The following is a 25,436-nucleotide window of genomic DNA, read 5'->3' on the forward strand; positions in this document are numbered from 1 at the left end:
CCTCACTACACAAAACGCACGCAATCTCTACCCTCTAGCCCCTTTATTCTTCTTCATCGCTAACCTGCGGAGGTGGAGGAAGGATATAAGCTCCCGAAAGCCAACGATTAAGGTCAATGGCGCGGCAGCGGGTGGAACAAAAAGGATAAGCAGATTTTTGTGACATTTGACCACAAATAGGACAAGGATGTGGCGGACGAGTGTCTTTTGGCAAAGGGGGCTCTTGTTGCTCAGAGCATTCTTTTTGGCTATGCAGCTTCTTTTGACTTTGAGACGTTTGTGTTCTTTCCTCTTTCATTAAATTTTCTTCTGTTTCTTTTTTTTCATTTTTGCTTTGCACTTTTTGCTGCTCTTTTTGGCACTCTTTTTGCTGCCTTTCACCCTGCATAGCTCTTACCTTCAAATTTTTCTACGGCATCTCTTCAGTCCACTGAGCGTAAAGTGGATAGTGATAAGCAGTCAACAGATCAGCGGTTTCCGCCAAAGACAATCCCACGACATTTGAATAAGAGCCTGCGATATAGACCACAAAAGACCCTGCTTTTCCTTGGATAGCGTAGCCACCCGCTTTCCCTTGCCATTCTCCAGAAGCAAGGTAAGCCTTCATCATAGAAGAGGTTAAACGTCTAAAACGGACACGCGTTTCAACCAATTTTACGGTTATTTTTCCCTGTTCATTCAAGGCACAAATGGCGCCATAAACCTTGTGCGCTCTTCCAGAAAGGAAGCGTAAACATTCATAAGCCTCATCCTCTTCTTCTGGTTTGGGAAGAATGGTGCGCCCCACCGCCACCACCGTATCAGCCGCCAAGATAATCGTTTTCTGCCCAGATAATTTTTTTGGGACGTTTTGCACTTTTTCTTGGAGGTTTTGATTTTCTTGGGATTTTTGAGCGTACCAGCGCAAGCTCTCTTGCGCTTTGAGTGCTTTTTCTTTTGCCAAACGTTTGGCAAGGTTTGCAGGATGTTCTTTTAATTTTGGCGTTTCATCAATATCGCTTGCATAAACCTGTTGGGGCTCAATGCCCATTTGCGCTAAGAGCATTAAACGCCGTGGCGAAGCGGAGGCAAGCACCAAATGAATTTCTTCTCCCAAATGCATTTTCCCCCCAAGCTTTTCTGCCCAACGCTTTTCCCCCCACTCTTTTATAATTTTCATTTCCACCCCTTTTACAATCGGCTTATTTCTTCCCCCATTTTAAGCGCCATGGAACTCCTTATTTTTTATTGTGCACTACCCTTACTTGTATACTTTGCGCACTGATTTTACACTTTTTCAAGGTCACTCATTGCTCTTTTCTCATGCAGAGAAAACCCCTTCAAGGACTGTTAAAAATAACAGAAAAAATATTGTGACTTTTACAAAAAAGCGCGGGGCATCCACGAGATTACTTATAACGGTATGTAATGCGTCCTTTTGTTAAATCATAAGGGGTCATTTCGACCATGATTTTATCACCGGCTAACACGCGAATGCGATTTTTTCGCATTCTTCCAGCGGTATGAGCAATAATTTCATGATCATTTTCGAGTTTCACACGAAACATCGCATTCGGTAAGAGTTCGGTAACGATACCCGAAAATTCTAAAACTTCTTCTTTTGACATAAACAATCATTTCCTTTACAATGCGCATATTTTATTAAGCTAGCGTTATTTTCCAGCGTTCATACCCTATTTTCTCAAATTTGTGAATAAAAATTCCACAAAAGGGAAAGGTTTTTCCAGTTTTCTCTCTTCTGTTCTCAAAAAACCGCACCCTTCATTTTGAGCATTTTCATTCTCTCAAATTTTACCGTCCAATTTTTTCAATTTTTAAGATAATCTTGTTTTCCGCATGACGCGAAATGAAGCTCCACCCCCAAAAAAATTTTTCTCCCTCTCTCTTGCCCCTCCTCCCTTCCAGCCTCTCGTCCCCCCCACACCTCTCTCTCCTTCCCATCTTGCCCCCTTCACAAGATGCTCTTCCCAATCCCCCCATTCCACACTATGGCCCCCCCCAAAGCTTGCACCACGCATAAAATCCTCCACGGCTTAAACGCCCCTTTCTTTTTCACAGATACACGCCTTTACGCTTTCCCCATTTTCACTCAAAAGCAGCCAACCAAAGGGTCACACTTCTGCACTCCTCAATACACAGCCACTTTGTAAACAACACAAACAGTTTAGCAACGCTCCTATCTTGAGATCACCGCCCTTTTGGGGGGGGAGTGGTGCGACAAAAGGTGCAACAAGCAAGCTCCACAATCCACGCAGACAAAAAAGCACCTTAAATGTATAAAGCGATAGAACTGATATCACTACACTTCAAAGCTTAGTGTTTTACACTATAGTAGGATCATGAGCGCACTGTCTTTTTTAAAAAAAGAAACGGCATGGAGATCTCAAATCGCTTAATGATCATTCTCGACTGTCGTGTGAAGGGGGTGTTAACATTTTACTTTTTTTAATTTTTATAACACCAGTCATTCCAGTAAGAATAATAAAGGCAGACATCGCTAAAAAAGAGCTCATTAATCCGACGAGTGCAAAAAGTCCAGCAATAAGGCCAGACACGGCTTCCGCAGAGTTCGCTAGGGTTGAAAAGGTTCCAAAACTCTTTCCAAAATCTTCACGACGAGAATATAATTGAAGGGCTGAGACTAAACTAATATCCACAAATGCACCGGTAAAGCCTAAAACAAAAGCGAACACGAGAAGGAATTTTAAAGAAAGGATTGCCGCTAAAGGCATAACAAATAAAATGCTCCCATAAAGAAGCCAAAAGATCATAAGCTTTAATGATGTAACATTGACGATCATTTTATGATAGAACAAACCGCCGACAATTGTTCCCACAGCCATGAGAGAAAAAAGTGAACTCACAAAGCTTTCCTCTGCCCCTATAGAGAGAACAAAAGCTGGAATTAAAAATCTTAAAATTGCCCCCGTAAAGAGAATAGCAAACGCCGATCCAATAAGCGTAATCAATAAGTTATTATTTTCAGTAGAAATAGTTTTAAGATAAGAAGCTGTTTCGCGATAAATTTTTATAAAATTGAATGATTGAGTCTCACTTGCATTTAAATTCATGAGATTCAATAACAGGATAATAGAGATAAAATAGGTCAAGAAATCAAAAATAAGGACGGTGGATTTATTGGCAAAAAGAAGCAGGAGGGAACAAACTAAAGGACCAATGACAGCGGCAATTTCATTGATAATTTGTGCAAGACTATTTGCCTTTGTCAGATCCTTGGTTGCAAACATTTTCAGGATAGCAGCTTGAAAGCTTGGTTGAAAAATACTTCTTCCGATTGTTGTACCTATTGCTGCCAAAATAAGCACAATAATATGGTCAGTCCCTGTTATAGTGGTTATGAACACGAAGAATGCGGCGAATAATCTCACCACTTCACTGCAGATCATATTTTTCTTCAAAGAAAAATTATCTGCGAACCAACCACCTATAGGTCCAAAAAAGAGAAAAGGGATAAATCGAAAAAAATACACAAGACCGATCAAAAAGGCATTATCTGTGACTTCTAAGACCAGTAAAACGAAAACGACTTCATAAGCATAATCACCAACTTTAGAAATAAACAGAGAAGAAAAAAGAGCGAAGGGACTCTTTTTCAAAAATAACTTCATATCACCCACCCGATATTCAACTTTTTTACAGTTAAAGCTCCCCGCCCTTTCATAGAATTGATGATATGAACTTCAAAGGAACGCCCAATTCCTTGTCAAAATATCCCCGCTAAGTATTCCATACCCTAATATCGATCTTAAAGAACATTTTTTAACAAAAAAAGAGGATAATTCTTGAGCTTCAAAAAATATTTTCACCTTTCCAATATCTTCATTTTTCTTGCCAATTTTTTGAAATTGCCTTATGAATGAATACTGTAATTTTGATCGTCCACGCACCGATCAAGAGGGAACTAAAAGCCCTAAACCCTAGCGTATAGTCATGCCTACTCTTGTGGGTGTCTTGGGATTCCGGGAGATTTTGCACTGTCCAGGTGCTCGAGCGCACTAAAAGCAAAAAGCTGACTAGGGTTCAGTACTTGTTACTCCCGGAATACCAATGCGAGGGCGTTCGTATGCGATGAGGGGTGCAAAATGCAAACCAAAAATCCACATTTTATTGATATTTCTAATGAGACAAAAGCACCCTCAAACATTATCCGTTAATCCCCCTAAAATACAAGATTCAGATCACGCCCCCTCAAAGGACAAAGGACCGTATTTCAAAAAAAGCTCCCCTTAAATATTCAACACGCACAAAAACACCTAAATTGTAAATCTATTATCCAATATACCAACCTCACAGAACGGTGTTTTAGGGCATGATAGGATACTTGTTTCATTGATGAGTAAATCATTTAGAAGAAACAATTGATAAAGAACTGTTTACCAATATTCTGATCCCCAATAAACAGAATAATCCCATCATTCCAGAAAGAAGGAATAACTTCCCCGAAGAAGTGTGATCTAAAACAAAGGCTCCAATAAACGGCGCCACCAACATCGCTAAATTTTGTATAGACTGCACCCATCCAGAAGCGCCCCCAATTTGTTCATTAAAATTGGTTACCAGATAAACGTTAGAAGATATGGAAAAGTAAGCACTGACCATTCCAATGAGGAAAAAACAGAGCAACAAAGTCTCAATATGGAGTAAGTCTAAGTAAAAAAAGCACACTGAGATCATGACAAAACAAACCATTGTTAACATCGCTGGCATTAACAACTCCGATATTTTGCCTGTAAGGGGTCTATGTTTTGATTTTTTCACACTCCAAAACCCATATAGAAAATTACCAATCGCCGAAGCAGATACTAGCATCCCAAGTGCCTGTTTATTCATCTTCATTGCCTTAAGAATAACCGGCAACTGATTATTCACCATAAAAACCATAGCAAAATAAATGAACAACACCCCCACATAGGCATACCAAGTTGTCCCACAAAGCCTCTGCTGTGATTTATTGCTGTCCGCTTTTTTTATCATTGACATTGAGACAGGCTGCGAGCCAATACCACAAAACACCATAAAGCCTAGCAATGTTAAAAATCCAGAAAACAATAAAGTATAGGTATCTGACCAAAGTGCAGAGAGCGTACTGCCCAAAGCAGGTCCGATCATTTTTGCCGCGCTATTGATCATGTTCAAAACAGAATAGTAACGGCTCCGTTCGCATTCAGGGACAGAATTTGCACTGAGAACGGAAATTGCAGGCATGGCGACACTATTGAATGTCGCTCGAATGACTGCCAATACAATAAATCCTTGCAGACTAGTCGCCATCAATAAAGCGACAGTACACAGCGCGCGCAACAGCAGTGACGCCCGCAACCAATGTATCATATACTTGCTACTAACAAGCATTCCAATGGGCTTAGACAGAATAATTCCAGGGAATAATGTTGCTGCTCCAATAAAAGCGACATCATATTGATCTGCTTTCCAATAGAACACGGAGACGGTCAAAATTACAATGTAATCAATCCATCCCCCAAATGACACGATGCCATCTCCCAGCAAAATCACCCGCAAGCGATTTTTTGTTGCCGCATTTACTTGCACCAAAATACGACTCCTGCTTTTTCATCAGCAAAGTTGATCGGATTTTTGCTTCTTTCTTGCGCCCTAAAAGCATCAATGACTGTCCTGCAACCCGGCAATTTATAATCGTCAATAATAACAAAACCAGCAGCAACCATTGCAGAGCAAAGCAGTAATGCAATTATCATGATGTTGCTCATAGATTTCCCCCATTTGTCTTTCAGTTTGACGAGGTTTAAGCACAATTTAAAAATTCTGCCATACTACAAATTCTTCACAACCAATGATGCCAAGATATCATGGTGCCATAAATACAATGAACCTTAGATTACCATACCAAAGTGGATAGATTCCGCTGTAACTATTTGAATGGTTTAAGACATTTCCGATGAAAATTCCCCGCTCTTTTAGTGTCTATTGTAGTCAGTAGGCATCTATTATATCTTCCCTACCTCTTTAGCAAGAGATGGTTGTGGAATGATACACTCCCTTGAAGTTTTATAGTAATTTTTTCATTTTCCTTGCCAACCTTCTGAGATTCCTTTACTGATAAGCACGTGTTTTTAATCATCTACGCCTCGGTCAAATAGGGATTTGAAAGCCCGAAGACTTGACGTATAGATTTGTCCTACTCTTGTGGGTGTCTTGGGATTCCGGGAGATTTTGCACTGTCCAGGTGCTCGAGCGCACTAAAAGCAAAATGCTGACTCGGATTCAGTACTTGTTACTCCCGGAATACCAATGCGAGGGCGCTCGCATGCGATGAGGGGTGCAAAATGCAAACCAAAAATTCACAGTTTCAAACCAAAAATCCACATTTTATTGATATTTCTAATGAGACAAAAGCACCCTCAAACATTCTTCGCGCATATCCCCCTAAAATACAAGATTCAGATCACGCCCCCTCAAAGGACAAAGGACTGTATTTCAAAAAGCTTACCAAACAAGCCGTCCCTTAAATATTCAACATGACACGCGCACAAAAACACCTAAATTGTAAATTTATATACCCAATATCGAATCTTAAAGAGTGTTTTTTACAGCATAATACAGTATAAGAGCATAATGAGATAATTCTTGAGCTTCAAAAAATATTTTCACCTTCCCAATATCTTCATTTTTCTTGCCAATCTTTTGAAATTCCTTTATTAATGAGCACGTGTTTTTGATTGTCTACGCAACGATCAAATAGGGATTTGAAAGCCCGAACGCTCAGTACATAAAAATCGATACCACTTTGCTGGTATTTCCCGGGTTTCCGGGAGCTTTTGCTATGTCCAGGTGCTCGACCGCACTAAAAGCAAAAGGCTGGCTGAGCTCAGTGCTTTCAAACTCCCGGAATACCAATGCGAGGGCGCTCGCAACCGGTGAGGGGCTTAACATGCAGACCAAAAATCCACATTTTATTGATATTTCAATCGGCAAAAGAATTCGTCAAAGACGCATTGCCATGGGGCTTACTCAAAAGGCTTTAGGAGATTCTTTAGGGGTGAGTTTCCAACAAATTCAAAAATATGAAAAAGGTTTAAACCGCGTAAGCGCCAAATGTTTACTAGAAATCGCTATAAAACTGGAAGTCCCTATAAGCTTTTTTTATGCGGATATTGCGACAGCAGATATTGTTACAAAAGACCATCACGCACATGATGATCAATATACCTATAGCGCAAAAGAACACGCCCTTTTAAAAAACTTTAGAGAGCAGCCCCACAAAAAACAACAGGCGATTTGGTGTCTAATCTCTGATTAGACCAAAGCGCACGCAAACATTCTTCGCTCATCTCCCCCTAAAATACAAGATTCAGATCACGCCCCCTCAAAGGACAAAGGACTGTATTTCAAAAAGCTTACCAAACAAGCCGTCCCTTAAATATTCAACATGACACGCGCACAAAAACACCTAAATTGTAAATTTATATACCCAATATCGAATCTTAAAGAGTGTTTTTTACAGCATAATACAGTATAAGAGCATAATGAGATAATTCTTGAGCTCCAAAAAATATTTTCACCTTTCCAATATCTTCATTTTTCTTGCCAATCTTTTGAAATTCCTTTATTAATGAGCACGTGTTTTTGATCGTCCACGCAACGGTCAAATAGGGAGCTAAAGGCCCGAACGCTCAGTACATGAATTTATCCCGCTTTGCGGGTATCCCGGGATTCCGGGAGATTTTGCTATGTCCAGGTGCTTAACAGCACTAAAAGCAAAAAGCTGACTGAGCTCAGTACTTTTAGCCTCCCGGAATACCAATGCGAGGGCGCTCGCACTAGGCGGGGAAACAAAGTGCAAGCTAAAAATCCACAGTTTCAAACCAAAAACCCGCATTTTATTGATATTGCGATTGGCAAAAGAATTCGTCAAAGACGCATTGCCATGGGGCTTACTCAAAAGGCTTTAGGGAATTCTTTAGGGGTGAGTTTCCAACAAATTCAAAAATATGAAAAAGGTTTAAACCGCGTAAGCGCCAAATGTTTACTAGAAATCGCTATAAAACTGGAAGTCCCTATAAGCTTTTTTTATGCGGATATTGTCACAAAAGATATTGTTACAAAAGACCATCACGCACATGATGATCAATATACCTATAGCGCAAAAGAACACGCCCTTTTAAAAAACTTTAGAGAGCAGCCCTACAAAAAACAACAGGCGATTTGGTGTCTAATCTCTGATTAGACCAAAGCGTACAGCAACATTCCTCGCGCATCTCCCTCCCCCAGCTTAAAATTCCCATCCCCCACAAAGAGCAGTGTTTTAGGGCAAAATTTATCATAGAAGAGAAAAATGCGCTAAGCTTAAAAAAGTAAGCCCCATTATTCCTATAACAATGACACCATCACGATCTTAACTGACAAGGTTAAGAAAGGAGTCTTGCTGAGAGCCCATTTTGCGTTAACAGATCTATTGCTAATTTATCAAATGAAACAAAGGTTTCACCACCTAGCCAATGTCCCTCATAAGATATAATTCCATCAGCAAAATCTCCACCAGCCTCAAGCATAGCAAGCCCTGCTTCAACAGCTGGTCGATTCATGACGACATTACGCGTTGCCAGAAGATCACGAACCATCAAAGCAATCTCTTCTTTTGATAATTTTGCCCCGCGGCGGAGTATCCAAATAAGTTCGCAAAGACAAGGCAAAGAAATAGCGATGAGAGAAGCTTCTCTTAAAATCTTACTTGCTATTTCACCTTGCTTTTTATCATCTTGTAAAACAGCGCGGGCTAAAACATTTGTATCTACAGAAATCTTCACTTTTTCCCCGCCCAACCAGAGGCAGCAATTTCGTTCATTTCTTCCACAGTCAGTGTTTTTTTAACTTTTCCGGCAAATCGTCCGATAAAGCGATCAATTGTGCTTGTAGGCTGTGCTGCTTTTATACGAAGTTCACCACCTGGTAACTTATCAAAGTTGATGCGCTCGCCTGGTTTAACACCAAGGTGCTGGAGTAAATCCCGCTTCAGCGTCACTTGTCCTTTTGCTGTAACAGTTAGTGAAGGCATAGAAAAATCCTCTTAATATAGATATCGTTATGAAGTATATATAAAAAATAATGAAAAATTCAATTACTTTTTAAAAATTGCCAAAGCGCTATAGGGCAGATCCTGAACATAAGGAATTGTAAGATATATGCGTTTTCATACCGGCAATATCTGATTACCCCCGATAAAAAGACCGATTGGCTTGCCCCCACAAGACAAAACCTCCACCCCACACCACTGTGCAAACAAAAGTTTTCAAACGACAAGCCAGCCTCTTAACCCCGCGCGCTATTCCAAATCACCTCTTCAAAAACATGGAGCAGACAAGACCAAACAATCCCTATCCTCCGCGCTTTTTCATGCATCCCTTCACACCACCACTTTTTTGTACAGGACCATACTAACCTACCCATACACACTTTCCCTCTCCTCCCTTCCATCCTCTCATCCCCCCTTACCTCTTTCTCTCCTTACCAACTTCTCCTTCCTCCAATCATGCCACCCCTCCATTCCAATTTGCCCTTCCACGCACACGAGGCTCTCCCCCAGTCACATCTCCCTTTTCACCCCCACTTCCCCCCATTCACAAACGCTTCCACCCCAATCCTCTCTCCCCATTCCACACTATGGCACCCCTCCCCAAAAGCTTGCACAACAGATCAATCCCCCATTCTTTTTTGCGTTTTTCTATTTTCACGCTTTTAAAGATTTACAGAAATATCTGTACAAAATGATGATACGGCCACGCTTTTTAAAAACCGCCTTAAAAATCTTGTGTCCATTTTCACGTCAATCCCCCACTTTAATTTCGATTCCCCACTTTAATTTCAATCATAGAGATAAATCGGTCTATTATTTTATTGACCAGCACAAAATTTCACGCTCCCATTTTGGTGATCAAAAGGGGTCATAAAAAGCATTTTTACAATTTTTTAGAGAATCTTGCCCCACAAGCGGTGCTTTTTATAATGAACAAAGATCTATTGAATGGATTCACCCTCAAAAAGTGAGACATGAGAAAACTTTTTTGCTTTTCGCCTTCAACATCCACAATGATAAATTGTTTTTCTACGTCAATGTTTTTTCGTAAGAAGAAACATCATCAAAATGCTCATGCTTTTCTAAAACAAAAGCTTCACAGAAAAAAACATCGACAAGGAAGATTAAAAAAAAAGGTTCGTCTCTTATAAACAAACCTCAGAGAAAATTATTGGAATAATTTTCAAAATCTTAAACTACTCCCTCTAAAAGTACCTAAAATACTTTAGAAGCACCAAAATGAATACAAAGAGTTATCTAGCACAAAGTTAAAAAAAATCAAGAATAAAAATTTTTATCGTTAATGTACTCTTAACAAACGTGGGCTTTTTTTATCCCCACCACCGCTCGACAATCCAACGGCTCAAGACAAGTCCCCTCGAACGAATCGTCCAACACCGCTCAACGATAACACGGTTTTTTTTAAAAAAAATTACAAACCCCAAAAGACGATAAACCAAGTCTTTTTTACAGATTAATCGCAAATAAGCGTAAAAGCCAATCTCTTGGATAAAGGATCCCTTTGAGAAGATCAAAAATTTTGATGAATCATCGCCCAAATAAAAAAGAAGCGGATTTTTTAACATCTCCGCCTCTTTAATCGTAAAGTTATGATGAGGGATATTTTAAAAAATTCAAGACTATGAAGGGAACCAATTTGTTAACAATTCGTACCTTACAGGATCATCGGCGCATTGTCCACCACCACATTCCAATATGGTCGAAATCAAATTTGCCGCGATTAAAAATACAAATAAGAAACTTGCTGTTTTACTTAAGATTGGAAAAGAAGAAAACTCTTTAAACTTGTGTGCCAATTCACCTAAAATCATGACGAATGCAACAGCAAAGATACAAAGGACAGAAATAATGAAAGCCCAAGTATAAAAATGCAATCCAAAGAACGTTGAACCATATCCCAGATCATCAGGTGTGATATGCAAAAATACCTGCCGAGCAGCAACAGCACTGGTGACCATACAACCGATAATAACCATCCCATAATGGGTATTTTTCACCCTATGGTGAATATTGAGCAAGAACCCACATCCAGCCAGCATCAATCCAACGCGTTGCAGTAGACAAAGGGGACAAGGTAACTCAAATTTTACCAATTGATAATAAAAAGCAACCACCAAGACAATGGACAATCCAATCAGTCCTAGTGTATTCATAAAAATGACGAAATGAGGATTTTTTTGTTCAACATTTTCCATGGCTATTCTCTCAAAAAGATAAATTCAAAGTAGAAGTTGCGTGATGATTAAAGGTTAGAAGAATAACAACGAACAAAATAGCCCACAAAACATAACTTATATTTTTTTTGCCATACACCGTTGTTATTGCAGTGCCTAAAGCGATTAAAAATGGAAAAAACATAACTTTTAAATCTCCTTTCTTACTATCCGGTGTTTAATTGTTCTTTCTTATTATGAGCGTTCAACATATTAAAAAATTGGGCGAAAAAGAGACCATGGATTTATTATTCACAATTCATCCTTCACTTTATATTGTCGTTATCTTTATGGTCTTGTCGTTACATTTATATGAAGGAAAGATGAAGAGATCATCGCCTAAAAGCGCCTCTTAACAAAAATTAAAGCATTGATTATTTGCGTTCTTTGATCTCAACAATGATTGAAAAAGCCCCTTCCCCCCTACTTAAACAGCAAAATAAAAAGCCTTTGCAAGACAAGATATCCCTTTGTACTTTTTCTGGAAAAATATCCTTATTTACAACGCAGTTTTGCCATAAAAATCTCTTTTTATCATAAACAGTGTTTCAAATTGCACCATATTGTAAAGTATATGGGAACGGTATTCATTTTAGCAACAAAAAATGAGACATTTTCTAAAAACCTTGTAGTCTTCAAAGATTTTTCCAGAATATATTTTTAGCCTGTATTTTTTGCTTTTTGCTTCAAAGTAGATTTTCTTTAAAGTACAAAAGCATTCTTAAAAGTAAAAGACACTCTGGCTGTTTAAGCACTTTCCCTCCAACATATTGAATAGCAAAAAGCTCAAAAGACAGTATTTTATGAGCTTCAAGAGGGTATTTTTGAACTTCTGTCCTTGCCCTTTAAATTTTGACCTTTCAATCTTATTTAAAAAAAACTGTTTCTCTGCCATCAATTAGCTTTGCAAAGAGATTATAAAACTCTTACAAAACGAATGATGAAAGAATCGCCTTGGATCTTTGAAAAGGATAGAGAATGATGAAGAAATCATGTGATATCGGGATTTTAATGGGGAGCCAATCGGATTGGCAAACGATGTGCCATAGCGCCGATATTTTGACGGCTCTTGGCATTTCTCATAGTTCGCATATTGTCTCAGCCCACCGCACTCCTGAACGCCTTTATCAATTTGCTAAAGAAGCAAAATCGGCAGGTTTTAAAGTTTTAATTGCTGGTGCTGGGGGTGCAGCCCATCTTCCTGGAATGCTCGCAGCGCTTACGCCGCTTCCTGTTTTTGGCGTTCCAGTTCACTCACAATCTCTCTCTGGTCAAGACTCTTTACTTTCAATCGTGCAAATGCCAGCAGGCATACCGGTTGGCACGTTAGCCATTGGCAAAGCAGGGGCAATTAATGCCGCCCTTTTAGCCGCCGCTGTCATGGCGGTTTATGATCCTGATCTTGCCCAACGCTTAGAAGATTGGCGTCAGCAACAAACCGCCAATGTCGCCCTAACGCCTGTCAGGGAGGTTTAAAATGACACTGCCTTCCAACACACCCTCCAATACCGCGCCCTCCAGCACCACCCTATCCAACACCACACCCTGCAGCACCACCCTATCCAACACCACACCCTCCAACACCGCGCCCTCCAACACCGCGCCCTTCAGCACCGCGCCCTTCAATACCACCCCCTCCAACGCCACACCCTCCAGCACTGCGCCCTCCAGCACCGCGCCCTTCAATACCCCCCCCTCCAACGCCACACCCTCCAACACCACGCCCTCCAACACCACACCCTCCAGCACCGCGCCCTTCACTACCACCCCCTCCAACACCACACCCTCCAGCACCGCGCCCTTCACTACCACCCCCTCCAACGCCACACCCTCCAATACCGCGCCCTCCAGCATCACACCCTCCAGCACCTCTGCTACTTCCAATACGCCTACTTCATCGAGTGCCGCCTCTTCTAACATGCTCCCTCCAGGTAGTGTCATTGGTTTAATCGGCGGTGGACAATTAGCACGCATGCTCGCCATAGCGGCCGCAGAATTAGGATTTCGAACGGTTATTTTTTGCCCTGAATCTGATTGCCCAGCCGCTCAAACAGCCAATAAGCATATTGTTTCCTCCTATGATGATCTATCCGCCTTAGATGAATTGATTGCGCAGTGTGATGTTGTCAGTTATGAATTTGAAAATCTTTCGCTTGAAACGATTCAATATGTAGAGAAAAGCAAGCCTGTTTATCCTTCTTCCAACGCCTTAGAGATCGCACAAGACCGACTTTTTGAGAAACAATTTTTACGGGATCAAGGGATTAGCACCGCCTCATGGCATGCTGTTGATGATTTTTCTTCTCTTATTTCTGCTCTTGATACCTTAGGTGGCCGTGGTCTTTTAAAGACACGTCGTTTTGGGTATGATGGAAAAAATCAGATCAAGCTTGATCATCCCGATGAACAAACCTGTCAAGAAGCCTTAAAAACTTTTCAAGGACAGCCTTGTATTTTGGAAGAGATCGTTCCTTTTTTATCGGAAATTTCGGTTCTCTCGGCGCGGACAAAAGAAGGGACGCATATTTTTTATGATTGTCCTGAAAACCAACATCAAAACGGCATTCTTCATAAATCGTTTGTTCCCTCTCATATTCCCCTTGAAGTGCAAAAAGCCGCGCAAGATATCAGCGTCACAGTGATGGATTCTCTTCATTATGTCGGTGTTCTTTGCATTGAATTTTTTGTCTTAACGGATGGTCGTCTTTTAGTGAATGAATTAGCCCCACGTGTGCATAATTCTGGTCACTGGACTCAAAAAGCCTGCATCACCTCCCAATTTGAGCAGCATATACGTGCGATTTGTGGTCTGCCCTTAGGCAGCCCCTATCGCCATAGTGATTGCCAAATGACCAATCTTCTTGGGAACAATTTGAACACTTTAAAATATTTTCTCACGCAAGAGCGCACTTCGATCCATTTATATGGCAAAAGCATAGCCCAGCCCTACCGCAAAATGGGCCATGTCATTCAATTAACGGGACCAGCGAATAAATCTTAACCCCCATACAAACGTTTTTTCCCATTTTCCCCGAAGTAAAAAAACAAAAACCTCCGCGCGCACCGCTATCCAACGGCTCGGCCAACCACGCCTCTAACCCTTGCCCCTCCTCACGGCTTTCTCTCCTGCCAATTCCCTTCTCCTCCATGCCTCCCTCTGAAAAAAACAAAAAAACGCGCCATTCAACAATCCAACAGTGCCTTCCCTTTTCAAAAATCTCCCTCCACGACTTAAAACCATCCACTGCCCCACTCGGTTTTGCCTTTTCTCCACCTTTCTGAGCATCATTCTTCCCCCATTCATACCCTTTTCATTCCAACCTTTAAGGAATAGACTTGCCGCTTGCGCCCATAGCAAAAGCACTCTCACAGTGCGCTCTTCTTGTCTCACGCTCCCTGCTTTTTTTAGTATTTTTCCCTCTTTTCTTTAAGTTTGTTCAGACAATGAATGATCATGAAATGATAAGATGCCTCAGGAACCGAGAATATCCATTGATTTTATGCCCTATTTTATGGTATTTTGTATAAAGCCTCCCCTTATCGTAAGCCTCCTTGTGTTTTGCAATAGGCTTGTCACACATAAGAAACTGTTTTCTCTCTCTTATCTCAGCAATATCATTCATCAAGACCATCAAAACAGCACTTTACAAAGCGGCAAATTTTCCCACGCTTCAAGCATCTTGCAAGAGCCACGAACAAGCGCCGCGCCCTTTAGCTCTCCTTGTCTGATAGGATTCATAGCCCTGCTCTTTTAAAAACATCACCACGTCTTTAAAAGCCCCCCACCATGGAACAATCCAATGGCGCAACAATGCCGGCCCGAACTCTTCAACGCCCCCCTGACAGAGCTTATTTGTTCAAAGCTGAGAAGCTTTGAGCTTATTTTCACACCTTATCCGTCTTTTGCTCAAATATTTTGTCCTTCAAAGCAACCATAAAGCCCCCTTTTTTGTCACAGAAGAGACCCTTGACAAAAGTAAGTCTTCTTGTTAGATTCCCCTCACTTTTTTGCAATTTTCACTTATTCGTTGTGCTAATGAAGTGTATTGATGCGTGCCTTAAGGGTGCGTTTTTATTTTTGTGATCACAGTGAAAAAGTGTATGGTGTTGTATTATGATGCAATGATACGATCATAGGGCAATGTTTGTATGCCGTGTATTGTTTTATTGTTGTTATGATATTGTATTATGTAAACTGTTTAAACGGTGAATAGGATGAAAATTAAAAATTCGCTTAAAGCACTCAAGGAACGCCATCGGAACAATCGTTTGGTGCGCCGTAAAGGACGTGTTTATATCCTCAATAAAACGAACCCGCGTTTTAGAGCACGTCAGGGCTGATTTTTTCAGAGTGAATGTTTTTATGCCTACTTTTTGTAGGCATTTAAAATTTTCTCTTGAGATTTTGGGGGGTAAGTTTGTTGGTGACGAGTCCACTGTTTGATAATATTTGGTGATTTATCTTTTGAGGGCTTGTTTTTATGGATTTTTCTATTTTAAAAGCTTTTCAATTTTTTCCGCGGTGTTTTTTTTGTCTTTTCCAGCGCGCTTTTGTTCTTTTTTTGATGGGTATTTTTTGTTTCATTTCTTCTAGCTATGGACAAAACCCCCCTTCACTTCCTGAAGATCGTCCTTCTCCACAGTCGCTTTTACCCTTAGATGATCTCATCCCCAATTCTCCTCCTCCCTCTGCAACGTCCTCTGATTCTGATTCATCAGCGATGATTCTTGAAGATTTCGACTCAGAGCAGCTTTCCTCTGTTGATAGAGTCAAGCAACGCAAAGAGGCAGAAATTTTACGTTTATTGAAAGAATTAAAATATTGTGCTGATGTTGCAAAAGCAAAAAAGATCAGTCAACAACTTCAACTTTTATGGTCCCAATCGGGGAGTGAGACGATTGATCTTTTAATGTCATGGGCAGAAAATGCGATCAATAATGATGATTATGGGCTTGCGCTTGATTATATTGATAATGTTCTTGCCCTTTTACCTCAGCACGCTGAAGCTTGGATAAGACGTGCTTGGATTCACATTCAACTGAGTGATTTCAAACTTGCCATGCTTGATCTCAATCATGCTCTTGAACTTGAGCCGCGTAACTACATTGCCTTTTTTGAACTTGGGGTTACCATGGAAGCGACAGAGCGCCCAAAACTTGCTCTTAAAGCTTATGAAAAGGCATTAAGCATTTACCCACAAATGCAAAGGATTCAAAAGCGCATTGAGACTCTCTTAGACGAACAATCACCGCAAGCTCTTTGAACGGATCATACGGTCCCCCTTACGCCTCTTGCAAGTTTGCACAAAACGCGCGGGCCCCTCTCAAGCTGAATAAATGCGCCCTGCTCCCTACCACAAACAAACCCTTCACGCCCCCTCTAGCACATACCCTCCAACATCACACCCTCCAGCACCGCACCCTCTAGCACACGCCCTCCAACGTCACGCCCTCCAACGCCACACCCTCCTGCACCGCGCCCTCCGGCACCGCACCCTCCGACACCACACCCTCCAACATCACACCCTCCACGCACCGCGCCCTCCAGCACCGCACCCTCCAGCACCGCGCCCTCCAACACCTCCCCCTCCGGCACCGCACCCTCCAACGCCACACCCTCCAACACCGCGCCCTCCAACGCCACGCCCTCCAGCACCGCACCCTCCAACGCCACACCCTCCAACGCCACACCCTCCAACACCGCGCCCTCCGGCACACGCCCTCCAATGCCACACCCTCTAGCACACACCCTCCAACGCCACACCCTCCAACGCCGCACCCTCCAACATCACACCCTCCAGCACCGCGCCTTCCAACACCACACCCTCCAGCATCGCACCCTCCACGCACCGCGCCCTCCAGCACCGCACCCTCCAGCACCGCGCCCTCCGGCACCGCCCCCTCCAGCACACGCCCTCCAATGCCACACCCTCTAGCACACACCCTCCAACGCCGCACCCTCCAACATCACACCCTCCAGCACCGCGCCTTCCAACACCACACCCTCCAGCATCACACCCTCCAGCACCGCGCCTTCCAACGCCACGCCCTCTAGCACACACCCTCCACGCACCACGCCCTCCAACGCCACGCCCTCCAGCACCAGGCCCTCCACGCACCGCCCCCTCCGGCACCGCACCTCCAACACCGCGCCCTCCAACACCGCACCCTCCAACGCCACGCCCTCCAGCACCAGGCCCTCCACGCACCGCCCCCTCCGGCACCGCACCTCCAACACCGCGCCCTCCAACACCGCACCCTCCAACGCCACGCCCTCCAGCACCGCGCCCTCCAGCACTATGCCATTAGCAATGCTTTTTTTTACAACCTTAGAAAATGATCAAAACGAAAAGCATCCCCTGCGTGCCCTCATAATTGATAAAACAGCCTTAAAATACACTTCATAAGACAAAAAACGTTAAAGAAGATCGGTTCAGTTCAACAAACATCCTTGAATAAGAAATTTTCCCCTTCAAGCTTTGCCGGCAAACATTTCCATAAAACATTAAAGTCAAGCCTGACTTAGAAAGTGCCAATCAAGCTTTCCCCCGAAAAAGCAATCAAACATTGCTCGAAAAAGCAAAACGCCCATCAAGCATTGCCAATGAAAAAAGTTGTTTCACTCACACTCTTCTATCCAGATTTTTATACTTTGAATAAGCCATCCATCCATTCTTCAGCGCTTCCCCGTCATCACTAGTGAGAGTGCAAAAAATCTCTTGTAAAACTTTATAAAAAATAAAACATTTGCGGTTATTTTCTCTCTAGCAGAAGCTGTGAAATTGTTTTATATTAAAGGGGGTGTTCTGCGCTTCTCGACAGGAAATAACGTATTCCTGAGACCTTAGTGATCTCCAAGGGAGCTGTCCCTGATGAAGCCCGTGGGCTTTTTCATATGGCGCCCACCTATTTGTATAGGTTCCCGGGGTCAACTTTTTCCATCGGCTGTTGTGGATCACCCTTTTTTGCATCATTTTTTCCCCCTAAAACTTTTTTCCCACAATGGATCGTGCCCTTTTTTTATGAGGCACCTTTTTCTCTTGAAAGAAAGAGCTATAGGCTGTTTTTAGGAGATCAGAATCTCTGATAGGCTTTAACTTCATGAGATTTGCAACAGCTAATAAAAATAATCCCCGCAGGTAAAAATAATCTCCCTTGTCGACAAGGTATCCCTTCGTTTGAGAGCAGCGCTAAGAGCGGTCTATCGCATCATGCGGCTCTTTCACAAGAAGAGCGCGCTCTTGTTTTCACAAGGGCTGGGGCTTTTTCTGAGCAGCGGTTTACAAAAGAGCAGCCATGGCTACAATAGGGACAAGACCAACCGCTAAACAAGTGACGAAATCATGACAAAAGTTCCCCTTTGTGAGACAGCTTCATCGCTTCGCGCGTGCGCACGCAAGAACGCGTTTATCGCGTCGTGATGCTTTTTAACAAGAAGAATGCACTCTTGTTTTCACAAGGGCTGGAGCTTATTTTGAGCAGCAGTTTACAAAAGAGCAACCATGGCTACAATGGGGACAAGACCAACCGCTAAACAAGTGACGAAATCATGACAAAAGTTCCTCTCTGTGAAACAGCTTCATCGCTTCGCGCGTGCGCACGCAAGAATGCGTTTATCGCGTCGTGATGCTTTTTAACAAGAAGAATGCACTCTTGTTTTCACAAGGGCTGGGGCTTTTTCTGAGCAGCGGTTTACAAAAGAGCAACCATGGCTACAATGGGGACAAGACCAACCGCTAAACAAGTGACGAAATCATGACAAAAGTTCCTCTCTGTGAAACAGCTTCATCGCTTCGCGCGTGCGCACACAAGAGCGGTCTATCGCATCGTGCGGCTCTTTCACAAGAAGAGCGCGCTCTTGTTTTCACAAGGGCTGGAGCTTATTTTGAGCAGCAGTTTACAAAAGAGCAACCATGGCTACAATGGGGACAAGACCAACCGCTAAACAAGTGACGAAATCATGACAAAAGTTCCTCTCTGTGAGACAGCTTCATCGCTTCGCGCGTGCGCACGCAAGAATGGTTTATCGCGTCGTGATGCCCTTTCAAAAGAAGAGCGCGCCCTGTTTTCACAGCATGCTTGTCAGCACTTTCTTGAAGTTCTTGAAAAAAAAGGGACAGATTTTTCACGCCTTATTTTAGCAGGTTATTGGCCTATTAAATCGGAAATTGACCCGCGCCCTCTCCTTGAGGCGATAGCCTCACGCGGGGGACGTTTAGCCTTACCCGCAGTGCTTGATTCCACCACCATGATTTTTCGAGCATTTTCATCACACACGCAGCTTAAGCCCATGCGTTTTGGCACATTAGGTCCCGGTGCAGACAATGCCACGGTTATCCCCAATAATGTTCTTGTTCCACTTTCTGCGTTTGATCATCACTGTCACCGTCTTGGCTATGGAGGTGGCTATTATGACCGAGCCGTTGAAGCCCTTGAAAAACAAGGCCATAAAATGGCATTATGGGGCATAGGCTTTTCGTGTCAGGAGGTTTTCTCGATTCCCGTAGCCGAACATGATTTACAGCTTCAAGGAATTTTTACAGAAAAAGGTTTCTTAAAATGTTAAAATGTGATTAAAGCGCCTATGCGGTTTTTATTTTTGGGTGACATTGTTGGTAACACAGGTTGTCAGGTCGTTTTTGAGCATCTTCCTCAACTGATTGAGAAATGGCAGCTTGATTTTGTTGTGGTCAATGGAGAAAATGCCTCTGATGGTTTTGGTCTCGCCCAAGAGACATATCAAGATCTTTTAATGGCGGGGGTTGATGTTGTGACCACCGGCAACCATGCTTTTTCCCACAAAGAAGCGTTCCAGTATGCGCATGAGAGTGATCGTTTTTTACGTCCTGCCAATTTCTCGAAAGAGACTCCTGGCAAAGGAGCAGGTGTTTTTACAGCAAAGAATGGTGCGCGTGTACTTGTTGCCAATCTATTGGGGCGTGTTTTTATGCCCTATAATAAAGTCACCGATCCCTTTGAGATAGCGGAAAATATTTTACTTGCTTGTTCTTTGATGGAACAAGCCGATGCGATTATTTTTGACTTTCACGCAGAGACGACGAGCGAGAAGCAATGTTTTGGACATTTTCTTGATGGTCGTGTGAGTGTTATCGTTGGCACGCATACGCATATTCCCACCGCTGATGCACAGATTTTAGAAGGTGGCAGTGCGTATTTAACAGATGCGGGCATGTGTGGCGATTACAACTCCTCTCTTGGCATGGATAAAGAAGAACCGTTACACCGTTTTCTTTACCAAACGAAGCAAGATCGTTTTGAACCGGCACGTGGTCCTGCCACCCTTTGTGGTTTTGCAGTTGAGATTTCAGACCGCACCGGCTTAGCAGAAAAGGTCTCAGCGGTGCGCATTGGTCCGCATTTAAAGCCTGAAGTTCCAGATTTTTGGTAGGCAAGCGCCCCTTCCTTCAAGCCACTGCCCCTTTCTTTAAACCGCGCGCCCTCTAAGTCTCTCCAACTTTAGCCCCGCCGCCCCCTCTTTATCCGCACCTTTTGATGGATTACGCACCATTTTTCCCTTTTGAAAACTCAGAAAGAGGCGATTCTGCACCTCCCAATCAATGAGAGATCTCTCAATTATTTTCAGGCATTTTTATGAGCGGACATTCATCAAAACAGAGAACAAAAAACTCATGATCGAAAGCCGATAACGTATAAAGCGACCTTTTTTCCTGTAGACAACGCTAAAGGATGAAAAAATGTTTCTATATTTATAAGGATAAATTATCTTTATTAAGTATAAATTATTTTATTGACTTTAAAATTCTTATATTTTGAAAAGTATTTGTTTGTGAAAAATAAGCCTTCTTTATTATTTATAATCTCTATTGTGTGTTTATCTATCGGTGGTTTAATTTCTACGGATATTTTTCTCCCCGCTCTTGGAGATATGCGTCAATATTATCAGGTGAGTGAATCTGAAATTCAGAGTGCGGTGGCCATTTTTTTATTCGCCTTAGCTGTTGGACAACTGATTTATGGACCACTCAGCGATAATTTTGGACGTAAAAAGACGCTTTTGTTTGGCTTATTTTTGTGGTTTTTTACCACATTGAGTATAATTTACACCGTTCATATTCAAACTTTTTTTGCACTGCGTTTTTTACAAGGTCTTGGCGCCTGTTCTGGGATTGTTTTAAGTCGCGCTATTATAAATGATTTAATGGATAAAAAGGCCGCAGGAAGGCTTTATTTGGTTATTTTTCCTTTTGTTGGAACATCACCGGCGCTTGCACCGTTAATTGGGGGAGTGTTATTGCAATTTTTTCATTGGCAAGCTACTTTTATCTTTTTAAGCCTTTTTATCCTTTCCACTATTTGTTTGTGTTATTTTGTCCTCACAGAGACTTTACCTCCTAACAAACGTCACTCTTTCACGGCTGTGGGGATCATTAAGGGCAGTTTAGGCGTCCTTAGAAATAAGCAATTTATTTTTTACGCATTGATCCCATGTTTTGCCTATGCAACCTATTTTGCTTACATTGTTGAGTCGCCTTTTTTTCTTACAGCTTTGGGCTTACCTAGTAACGATATTGGATATAGTTACATTGGTGTTTCTTGTACCTATGTCTTAGGCAACTTGGTTGCACGAAGATTTTTGAAGCAAGAATCTATGGAACGGACCATTCGACGTGGATATCTTATTTTTGTTCTAGGAGGGATATTGTTTGCTCTCCAAATCTATGTAAGTCCGTGGCCTCTTGTTACGAGTTTAAGTGCCATTTCACTTCTAACTTTTGGCAATGGCTTTTTGTTACCATTAGGGACAGCCTTGGCGATTTCCTCACATCCGCAAGCAGCTGGAGCAGCATCTGGTGTGATGGGCTCTTTACAATTAGGAAGTGCAGCATTAAGCGCAGCAATTATTGGAAAGATATCCGGCCATAACCCTCAAGCTTTTGCCCTTTTATTGGCAATATGCAGTCTTGTAGGTTTTATCATTTATATTCTAAAAGCCAATTATTTTATCAGCATAAATCAAGTCAAATAACCAAATTGGGGGGTGAGTAATGCTTAAAAATCTTGATGTCCCTTTGCGTGATGGGGGAATTTTCTTTTTCACGAGATGATATTGTTGAACCTCTTAAAAATCTGATAGCACCTCAAGGGGACTCTATTGAAATCGGCGCCCCTAAAGGGTCGTTTAAACCCATGGACAACGTGGGTCAAAAGCATTTATAAATTAAGCGTTGCAAGAGAGTAAAATATCTTTAGAGTTAACTAAAATATTTTTAACGTGAGAAGAAGGATTCGTCACTCTTCAAACTTTACAATAAAAAGTGCGGGGCATTTAAACGATATGGGCATCGTGTTATTCTTACACTTAGAAGACCAATGGGGAAGATGGGAAAGTTTTGGCTCTTCTCTTTTAAAAATCTCTTTTTTAAAAAAAGAGAGAGGTGAAGGGGATAGGCTTTATCCGTGAAGCTTGAAGGCATATGTGGGAGGCTTATTCTGTTATGATGAATAAAATCATCAACAAATAGGCGTCAATAAATAGAGGGAGGGATTTCATGAAAAAGAAAGTTCTTGTGCTAGCGGGTGATGGTGTGGGACCAGAGCTCTGTGATGCAGCGCTGAGGGTCTTGGAAGCATTTCACTTACCGATTGAATTCATGTATGGCGATATTGGTTGGGAATGCTGGAAACAGGCAGGAGATGCTATTCCACAAGCGACTTGGCAAAAGATCGCGGACAGTGATGCACTTTTACTTGGAACTGTGACAGACAAAGGAAAAGAAGCGGCTTTAGAAAAAGGGACACCGCCTTTAAAAGAGCAAAATCTTTCCTATGTTTCTCCCCTTCTTCAACTTCGCCAAAAGTTAAACTTATTTGCCACGATCTGTCCGATAAGATACATCATTGGTCAAAGAAAGCCTTTTCAGTTTTGTGTAATCAGCGAAAAGAGTGAAGGTCTTTCTTCCGGTTTAGATTTTCGGGGGATTACGCCGGAAACATCCGCTTGGTTAACACATCAAAATTTAGCAAAATATGGTCGAAAAGAAGCAGCGTGGTCCGTTTGTTTACAAACACGCTTTGGTTTAGAGCGATTATTTGAATACGCTTTTTCTTATGCACGTGGCCATGGATTTAAGCGGGTTACCTTTGCGGATAAACTGAATGTGATGCGAGAGAGTGGACAATTTGCTCAGGAAATTTTTGAAAAAATCGCACAAAACTATCCAGAAATTGAAACCGATATTCATGATGTTGATGCGGTAGCGATGTGGATTGCAACAAAGCCAGAGCAATTTGGTGTGATTATTGCGAACAACATGTTTGGCGCCATTCTCTCAAATCTTGCTGCCGGCGTGATGGGTGGCTTGGGGCTTGCAGCTCAAGCCCATGTGGGGGATAAGATTGCCTGTTTTCAACCAGCCCATGGAAGCGCACCGCATATTGCGGAGCAGAATAAAGCCAATCCTTCTGCGATGTTGTATAGTGTGTCTTTACTCTTAGAGCATTTAGGCTTTTACGAAGAAGCACACCAATTATCTCAAAGTGTTGATCACGTTATTCGTAGCGGAAAAATGGTCCCCCATGATCTAGGAGGGAGCGCCTCACCGCGTCAAATGGTACAAGCTGTTAGCAATTGTCTTGCAAATCCTGTTTCTTCCTATCGAGCAGCCATTATCACCGTTGGTGATGAACTTCTCTCAGGACAATATTTGAATACGAATTTACAAGATTTAAGCCAAAGTTTGGAAAAAAGAAATATTCAAGTCACGCGTCATTTTGTTTGTGCGGATCAATTACAGCAAATCAGTGAGACGATTGTTTCTTGTCTTGGACAAGAAGATTTAATTATCATCAGTGGGGGCTTGGGACCAACCTCTGATGATAAAACCCGCGATAGCGTTGCTCAAGCGGTTAGGCAACCTTTGGTACATCATGAAGATGTTTGGCAAACAATCAAAGGTCAATTGGAGCGGTTAAAGATTGCGCCAGATAAGAATAATGCGCGTCAAGCCTTATTTCCACAAACAGCAACAGTGCTTGACAATCCGACAGGCACCGCGCCAGGTTTTTTTCTTACTTGTGATGGTAGCGCCCTTGTTGTTTTGCCTGGTCCCCCCTCCCAAGCTCTTGCCCTTTTAGAAGATTATTTACAGCAAAATGAGAAGAAATATTCTTCTCAATCGCGTGCAGAATATGCGTGGACTTTAATTGGAATTGATGAAAGCACCCTTGCGCATTGGGTTGATCGTCATTTTGCGCATGCGCCCTTTGAACGCCATTTTTTATGGAAAAGCCCCTATGTTTTGGTGCAATTGGTTGGTCAATCATCCACTCCCTTGGCACAATCTTTAATCGAAGAATTTGAACATCATTTTCGCTCCCATTTGGTAGGCAGAGAAGTGACCACAGCATGTCAACAACTCGCAAAATACGCACAGGTCCATTGGTTGATCGATGATCCACATCTTTTAAAATATTTTCAGACGCCAGAAAAAAGTGCAAAAGATATTCCGCAAATTGAGGTTGCAGTGCACCTCTCCCCTTCCATTGAAACATTAGAAAAGCAGCCAGAAAGCCTTGGACATGCGACAATAACAGTACAGATGAAAGGTTATGACGATGATCATATCACTTTTCCCTATACACGACCGCTTTTAGGTGTTGTTTTACAAGAATATGCTGCGTGGTCGACTTTAAAAAGAGTTTTGCGAAGGGAAAATAGCCAATGAGTCAATCACACTGTTGAAACATTGAAAAAACGCTTGGAGAGAGAGCGCCTTCGAATACAGAAACCACGACGAGAGCGCCCTTTGTTTGATGGAATGCGTTACTCCTCTCACCCAAAGCGCGTTATCTCAAGCCGCTTTTAAGAATAAAGGATAAGAACTTTATGATTTTTTAAATGAAACGGAAGAGATTTTCTTGGGATATTTCTGCGCGGAAAAGGTCAACACCCGCCACCATAGCACCCACCACACAGTACCTGCCGCCACAGCACCCGCCTCCACAACACCCGCACCACAACACCCGCCACCACAGCACCCGCCACCACTACACCTGCCACCACAACACCCCGCCACAGAACCCGCCTCCACAACACCTGCCACCACAGCACCCGCCGCCACAGCACCCTCCAAAATCACACCCTCCAC

Annotated in this window: 28 protein-coding genes, 1 other RNA gene and 3 pseudogenes; 13 read left to right on the forward strand and 19 right to left on the reverse strand. The window is 42.4% G+C overall.

Annotated features, from left to right (window positions below):
* Positions 1-43: 43 nt before the first annotated feature.
* From yacG to FJG96_RS00820, 7 genes and pseudogenes are all read right to left on the reverse strand, one after another.
* Positions 44-298, reverse strand: a complete 255-nt coding sequence (yacG, locus tag FJG96_RS08765; protein ID WP_425456562.1) for a DNA gyrase inhibitor YacG — start codon at positions 296-298, stop codon at positions 44-46.
* Between the two features lie 111 nt (positions 299-409).
* Positions 410-1,159: a Maf family nucleotide pyrophosphatase gene (locus FJG96_RS00795; RefSeq protein WP_139412340.1), complete on the reverse strand. Its 750-nt coding sequence runs from the start codon at positions 1,157-1,159 to the stop codon at positions 410-412.
* Between the two features lie 229 nt (positions 1,160-1,388).
* Complete coding sequence (infA, locus tag FJG96_RS00800) at positions 1,389-1,607, reverse strand: translation initiation factor IF-1 (protein WP_004857577.1); 219 nt, start codon at positions 1,605-1,607, stop codon at positions 1,389-1,391.
* Positions 1,608-1,814: 207 nt separating this feature from the next.
* Positions 1,815-2,018 (reverse strand): hypothetical protein, encoded by a 204-nt coding sequence (locus tag FJG96_RS00805; protein ID WP_139412341.1) that lies wholly within the window; start codon positions 2,016-2,018, stop codon positions 1,815-1,817.
* A 374-nt stretch (positions 2,019-2,392) separates the two neighbouring features.
* Positions 2,393-3,629 (reverse strand): annotated as a pseudogene (locus FJG96_RS00810) (MFS transporter).
* Positions 3,630-4,362: 733 nt separating this feature from the next.
* Positions 4,363-5,571 carry an MFS transporter gene (locus tag FJG96_RS00815; protein WP_246046888.1) on the reverse strand — a complete coding sequence of 403 codons (1,209 nt, stop codon included), beginning with the start codon at positions 5,569-5,571 and terminating at the stop codon, positions 4,363-4,365.
* Positions 5,562-5,750, reverse strand: coding sequence for a TylF/MycF/NovP-related O-methyltransferase (locus FJG96_RS00820; RefSeq protein ID WP_139412343.1), 189 nt, complete (start codon positions 5,748-5,750; stop codon positions 5,562-5,564). Before FJG96_RS00820 ends, FJG96_RS00815 begins: the two co-directional genes overlap by 10 nt.
* A 576-nt stretch (positions 5,751-6,326) precedes the next feature.
* Here FJG96_RS00820 and FJG96_RS00825 point away from each other — a divergent pair.
* From FJG96_RS00825 to FJG96_RS00835, 3 genes are all read left to right on the forward strand, one after another.
* Positions 6,327-6,509, forward strand: coding sequence for a hypothetical protein (locus FJG96_RS00825; RefSeq protein WP_139412344.1), 183 nt, complete (start codon positions 6,327-6,329; stop codon positions 6,507-6,509).
* Positions 6,510-6,931: 422 nt separating this feature from the next.
* The gene (locus tag FJG96_RS00830) at positions 6,932-7,300 is read left to right on the forward strand and encodes a helix-turn-helix domain-containing protein (protein ID WP_139412345.1); all 369 of its coding nucleotides are present in this window, start codon (positions 6,932-6,934) and stop codon (positions 7,298-7,300) included.
* A 537-nt stretch (positions 7,301-7,837) separates the two neighbouring features.
* Positions 7,838-8,227 carry a helix-turn-helix domain-containing protein gene (locus tag FJG96_RS00835; protein ID WP_139412346.1) on the forward strand — a complete coding sequence of 130 codons (390 nt, stop codon included), beginning with the start codon at positions 7,838-7,840 and terminating at the stop codon, positions 8,225-8,227.
* Positions 8,228-8,408: 181 nt separating this feature from the next.
* Here FJG96_RS00835 and FJG96_RS00840 read toward each other — a convergent pair whose 3' ends face one another.
* The 6 genes from FJG96_RS00840 to FJG96_RS08910 all read right to left on the reverse strand — a co-directional run bounded on the left by FJG96_RS00840 (position 8,409) and on the right by FJG96_RS08910 (position 11,452).
* Complete coding sequence (locus FJG96_RS00840) at positions 8,409-8,807, reverse strand: type II toxin-antitoxin system VapC family toxin (RefSeq protein ID WP_005774742.1); 399 nt, start codon at positions 8,805-8,807, stop codon at positions 8,409-8,411.
* Positions 8,804-9,055 carry an AbrB/MazE/SpoVT family DNA-binding domain-containing protein gene (locus FJG96_RS00845; protein WP_139412347.1) on the reverse strand — a complete coding sequence of 84 codons (252 nt, stop codon included), beginning with the start codon at positions 9,053-9,055 and terminating at the stop codon, positions 8,804-8,806. Before FJG96_RS00845 ends, FJG96_RS00840 begins: the two co-directional genes overlap by 4 nt.
* A 254-nt stretch (positions 9,056-9,309) precedes the next feature.
* The gene (locus FJG96_RS08770; protein ID WP_180338214.1) at positions 9,310-9,447 is read right to left on the reverse strand and encodes a hypothetical protein; all 138 of its coding nucleotides are present in this window, start codon (positions 9,445-9,447) and stop codon (positions 9,310-9,312) included.
* Positions 9,448-10,404: 957 nt separating this feature from the next.
* Positions 10,405-10,659 carry a hypothetical protein gene (locus FJG96_RS00855; RefSeq protein ID WP_139412348.1) on the reverse strand — a complete coding sequence of 85 codons (255 nt, stop codon included), beginning with the start codon at positions 10,657-10,659 and terminating at the stop codon, positions 10,405-10,407.
* A 54-nt stretch (positions 10,660-10,713) separates the two neighbouring features.
* Complete coding sequence (locus FJG96_RS00860; protein ID WP_139412349.1) at positions 10,714-11,289, reverse strand: disulfide bond formation protein B; 576 nt, start codon at positions 11,287-11,289, stop codon at positions 10,714-10,716.
* A gap of 10 nt (positions 11,290-11,299) precedes the next feature.
* Complete coding sequence (locus tag FJG96_RS08910) at positions 11,300-11,452, reverse strand: DUF5993 family protein (RefSeq protein WP_005774735.1); 153 nt, start codon at positions 11,450-11,452, stop codon at positions 11,300-11,302.
* A gap of 833 nt (positions 11,453-12,285) precedes the next feature.
* On the opposite strand from FJG96_RS08910, the gene purE reads away from it, so the two are divergent.
* Positions 12,286-12,783 carry a 5-(carboxyamino)imidazole ribonucleotide mutase gene (gene purE, locus FJG96_RS00865; protein ID WP_139412350.1) on the forward strand — a complete coding sequence of 166 codons (498 nt, stop codon included), beginning with the start codon at positions 12,286-12,288 and terminating at the stop codon, positions 12,781-12,783.
* Here purE and FJG96_RS00870 read toward each other — a convergent pair.
* Positions 12,760-13,227 (reverse strand): pentapeptide repeat-containing protein, encoded by a 468-nt coding sequence (locus tag FJG96_RS00870; protein WP_180338215.1) that lies wholly within the window; start codon positions 13,225-13,227, stop codon positions 12,760-12,762. The two genes, purE and FJG96_RS00870, sit on opposite strands and share 24 nt — an antisense overlap.
* Here FJG96_RS00870 and FJG96_RS00875 point away from each other — a divergent pair.
* On the forward strand, positions 13,226-14,308 hold the full coding sequence (locus FJG96_RS00875; protein WP_139412352.1) for a 5-(carboxyamino)imidazole ribonucleotide synthase: 1,083 nt from the start codon (positions 13,226-13,228) through the stop codon (positions 14,306-14,308). The two genes, FJG96_RS00870 and FJG96_RS00875, sit on opposite strands and share 2 nt — an antisense overlap.
* Here FJG96_RS00875 and FJG96_RS00880 read toward each other — a convergent pair.
* Positions 14,274-14,552 carry a hypothetical protein gene (locus FJG96_RS00880; protein WP_246046871.1) on the reverse strand — a complete coding sequence of 93 codons (279 nt, stop codon included), beginning with the start codon at positions 14,550-14,552 and terminating at the stop codon, positions 14,274-14,276. The two genes, FJG96_RS00875 and FJG96_RS00880, sit on opposite strands and share 35 nt — an antisense overlap.
* Positions 14,553-15,522: 970 nt before the next feature.
* Here FJG96_RS00880 and ykgO point away from each other — a divergent pair.
* Both ykgO and FJG96_RS00890 read left to right on the forward strand, forming a co-directional pair.
* Positions 15,523-15,648 carry a type B 50S ribosomal protein L36 gene (gene ykgO / locus FJG96_RS00885; protein ID WP_004863016.1) on the forward strand — a complete coding sequence of 42 codons (126 nt, stop codon included), beginning with the start codon at positions 15,523-15,525 and terminating at the stop codon, positions 15,646-15,648.
* 140 nt (positions 15,649-15,788) lie between these two features.
* Positions 15,789-16,571, forward strand: coding sequence for a tetratricopeptide repeat protein (locus FJG96_RS00890; RefSeq protein ID WP_139412353.1), 783 nt, complete (start codon positions 15,789-15,791; stop codon positions 16,569-16,571).
* A 116-nt stretch (positions 16,572-16,687) separates the two neighbouring features.
* Here FJG96_RS00890 and FJG96_RS00895 read toward each other — a convergent pair whose 3' ends face one another.
* The 3 genes and pseudogenes from FJG96_RS00895 to FJG96_RS09250 form a co-directional block, all read right to left on the reverse strand.
* Positions 16,688-16,921, reverse strand: coding sequence for a hypothetical protein (locus tag FJG96_RS00895; protein WP_246046872.1), 234 nt, complete (start codon positions 16,919-16,921; stop codon positions 16,688-16,690).
* 30 nt (positions 16,922-16,951) lie between these two features.
* Positions 16,952-17,086 (reverse strand): annotated as a pseudogene (locus tag FJG96_RS09230) (hypothetical protein); the annotation flags it as partial.
* A gap of 153 nt (positions 17,087-17,239) precedes the next feature.
* Positions 17,240-17,620 (reverse strand): pentapeptide repeat-containing protein, encoded by a 381-nt coding sequence (locus FJG96_RS09250; RefSeq protein ID WP_425456564.1) that lies wholly within the window; start codon positions 17,618-17,620, stop codon positions 17,240-17,242.
* 487 nt (positions 17,621-18,107) lie between these two features.
* Between FJG96_RS09250 and ssrS the strand changes: the two genes are divergently transcribed.
* The 6 genes from ssrS to FJG96_RS00930 all read left to right on the forward strand — a co-directional run bounded on the left by ssrS (position 18,108) and on the right by FJG96_RS00930 (position 25,013).
* Positions 18,108-18,268: non-coding RNA, 6S RNA (gene ssrS / locus FJG96_RS00905), on the forward strand.
* 794 nt (positions 18,269-19,062) lie between these two features.
* Positions 19,063-19,260, forward strand: a complete 198-nt coding sequence (locus FJG96_RS08925; protein ID WP_246046875.1) for a hypothetical protein — start codon at positions 19,063-19,065, stop codon at positions 19,258-19,260.
* Between the two features lie 7 nt (positions 19,261-19,267).
* Entirely contained in the window at positions 19,268-19,873 is a 606-nt protein-coding gene (locus FJG96_RS00915; protein ID WP_139412356.1) for a 5-formyltetrahydrofolate cyclo-ligase, read from the forward strand.
* Positions 19,874-19,891: 18 nt separating this feature from the next.
* On the forward strand, positions 19,892-20,716 hold the full coding sequence (locus FJG96_RS00920) for a TIGR00282 family metallophosphoesterase (RefSeq protein WP_139412357.1): 825 nt from the start codon (positions 19,892-19,894) through the stop codon (positions 20,714-20,716).
* A 399-nt stretch (positions 20,717-21,115) separates the two neighbouring features.
* Positions 21,116-22,315, forward strand: coding sequence for a multidrug effflux MFS transporter (locus FJG96_RS00925; protein ID WP_139412358.1), 1,200 nt, complete (start codon positions 21,116-21,118; stop codon positions 22,313-22,315).
* A gap of 523 nt (positions 22,316-22,838) precedes the next feature.
* Positions 22,839-25,013, forward strand: a complete 2,175-nt coding sequence (locus FJG96_RS00930; RefSeq protein ID WP_139412359.1) for an isocitrate/isopropylmalate family dehydrogenase — start codon at positions 22,839-22,841, stop codon at positions 25,011-25,013.
* 159 nt (positions 25,014-25,172) lie between these two features.
* On the opposite strand, the pseudogene FJG96_RS00935 reads toward FJG96_RS00930, so the two are convergent.
* Positions 25,173-25,436: pseudogene (locus tag FJG96_RS00935) on the reverse strand (hypothetical protein); the annotation flags it as partial.

Origin of the sequence: Bartonella mastomydis, assembly GCF_900185775.1 — a bacterium.
Taxonomy (GTDB): Bacteria; Pseudomonadota; Alphaproteobacteria; order Rhizobiales; family Rhizobiaceae; genus Bartonella; species Bartonella elizabethae.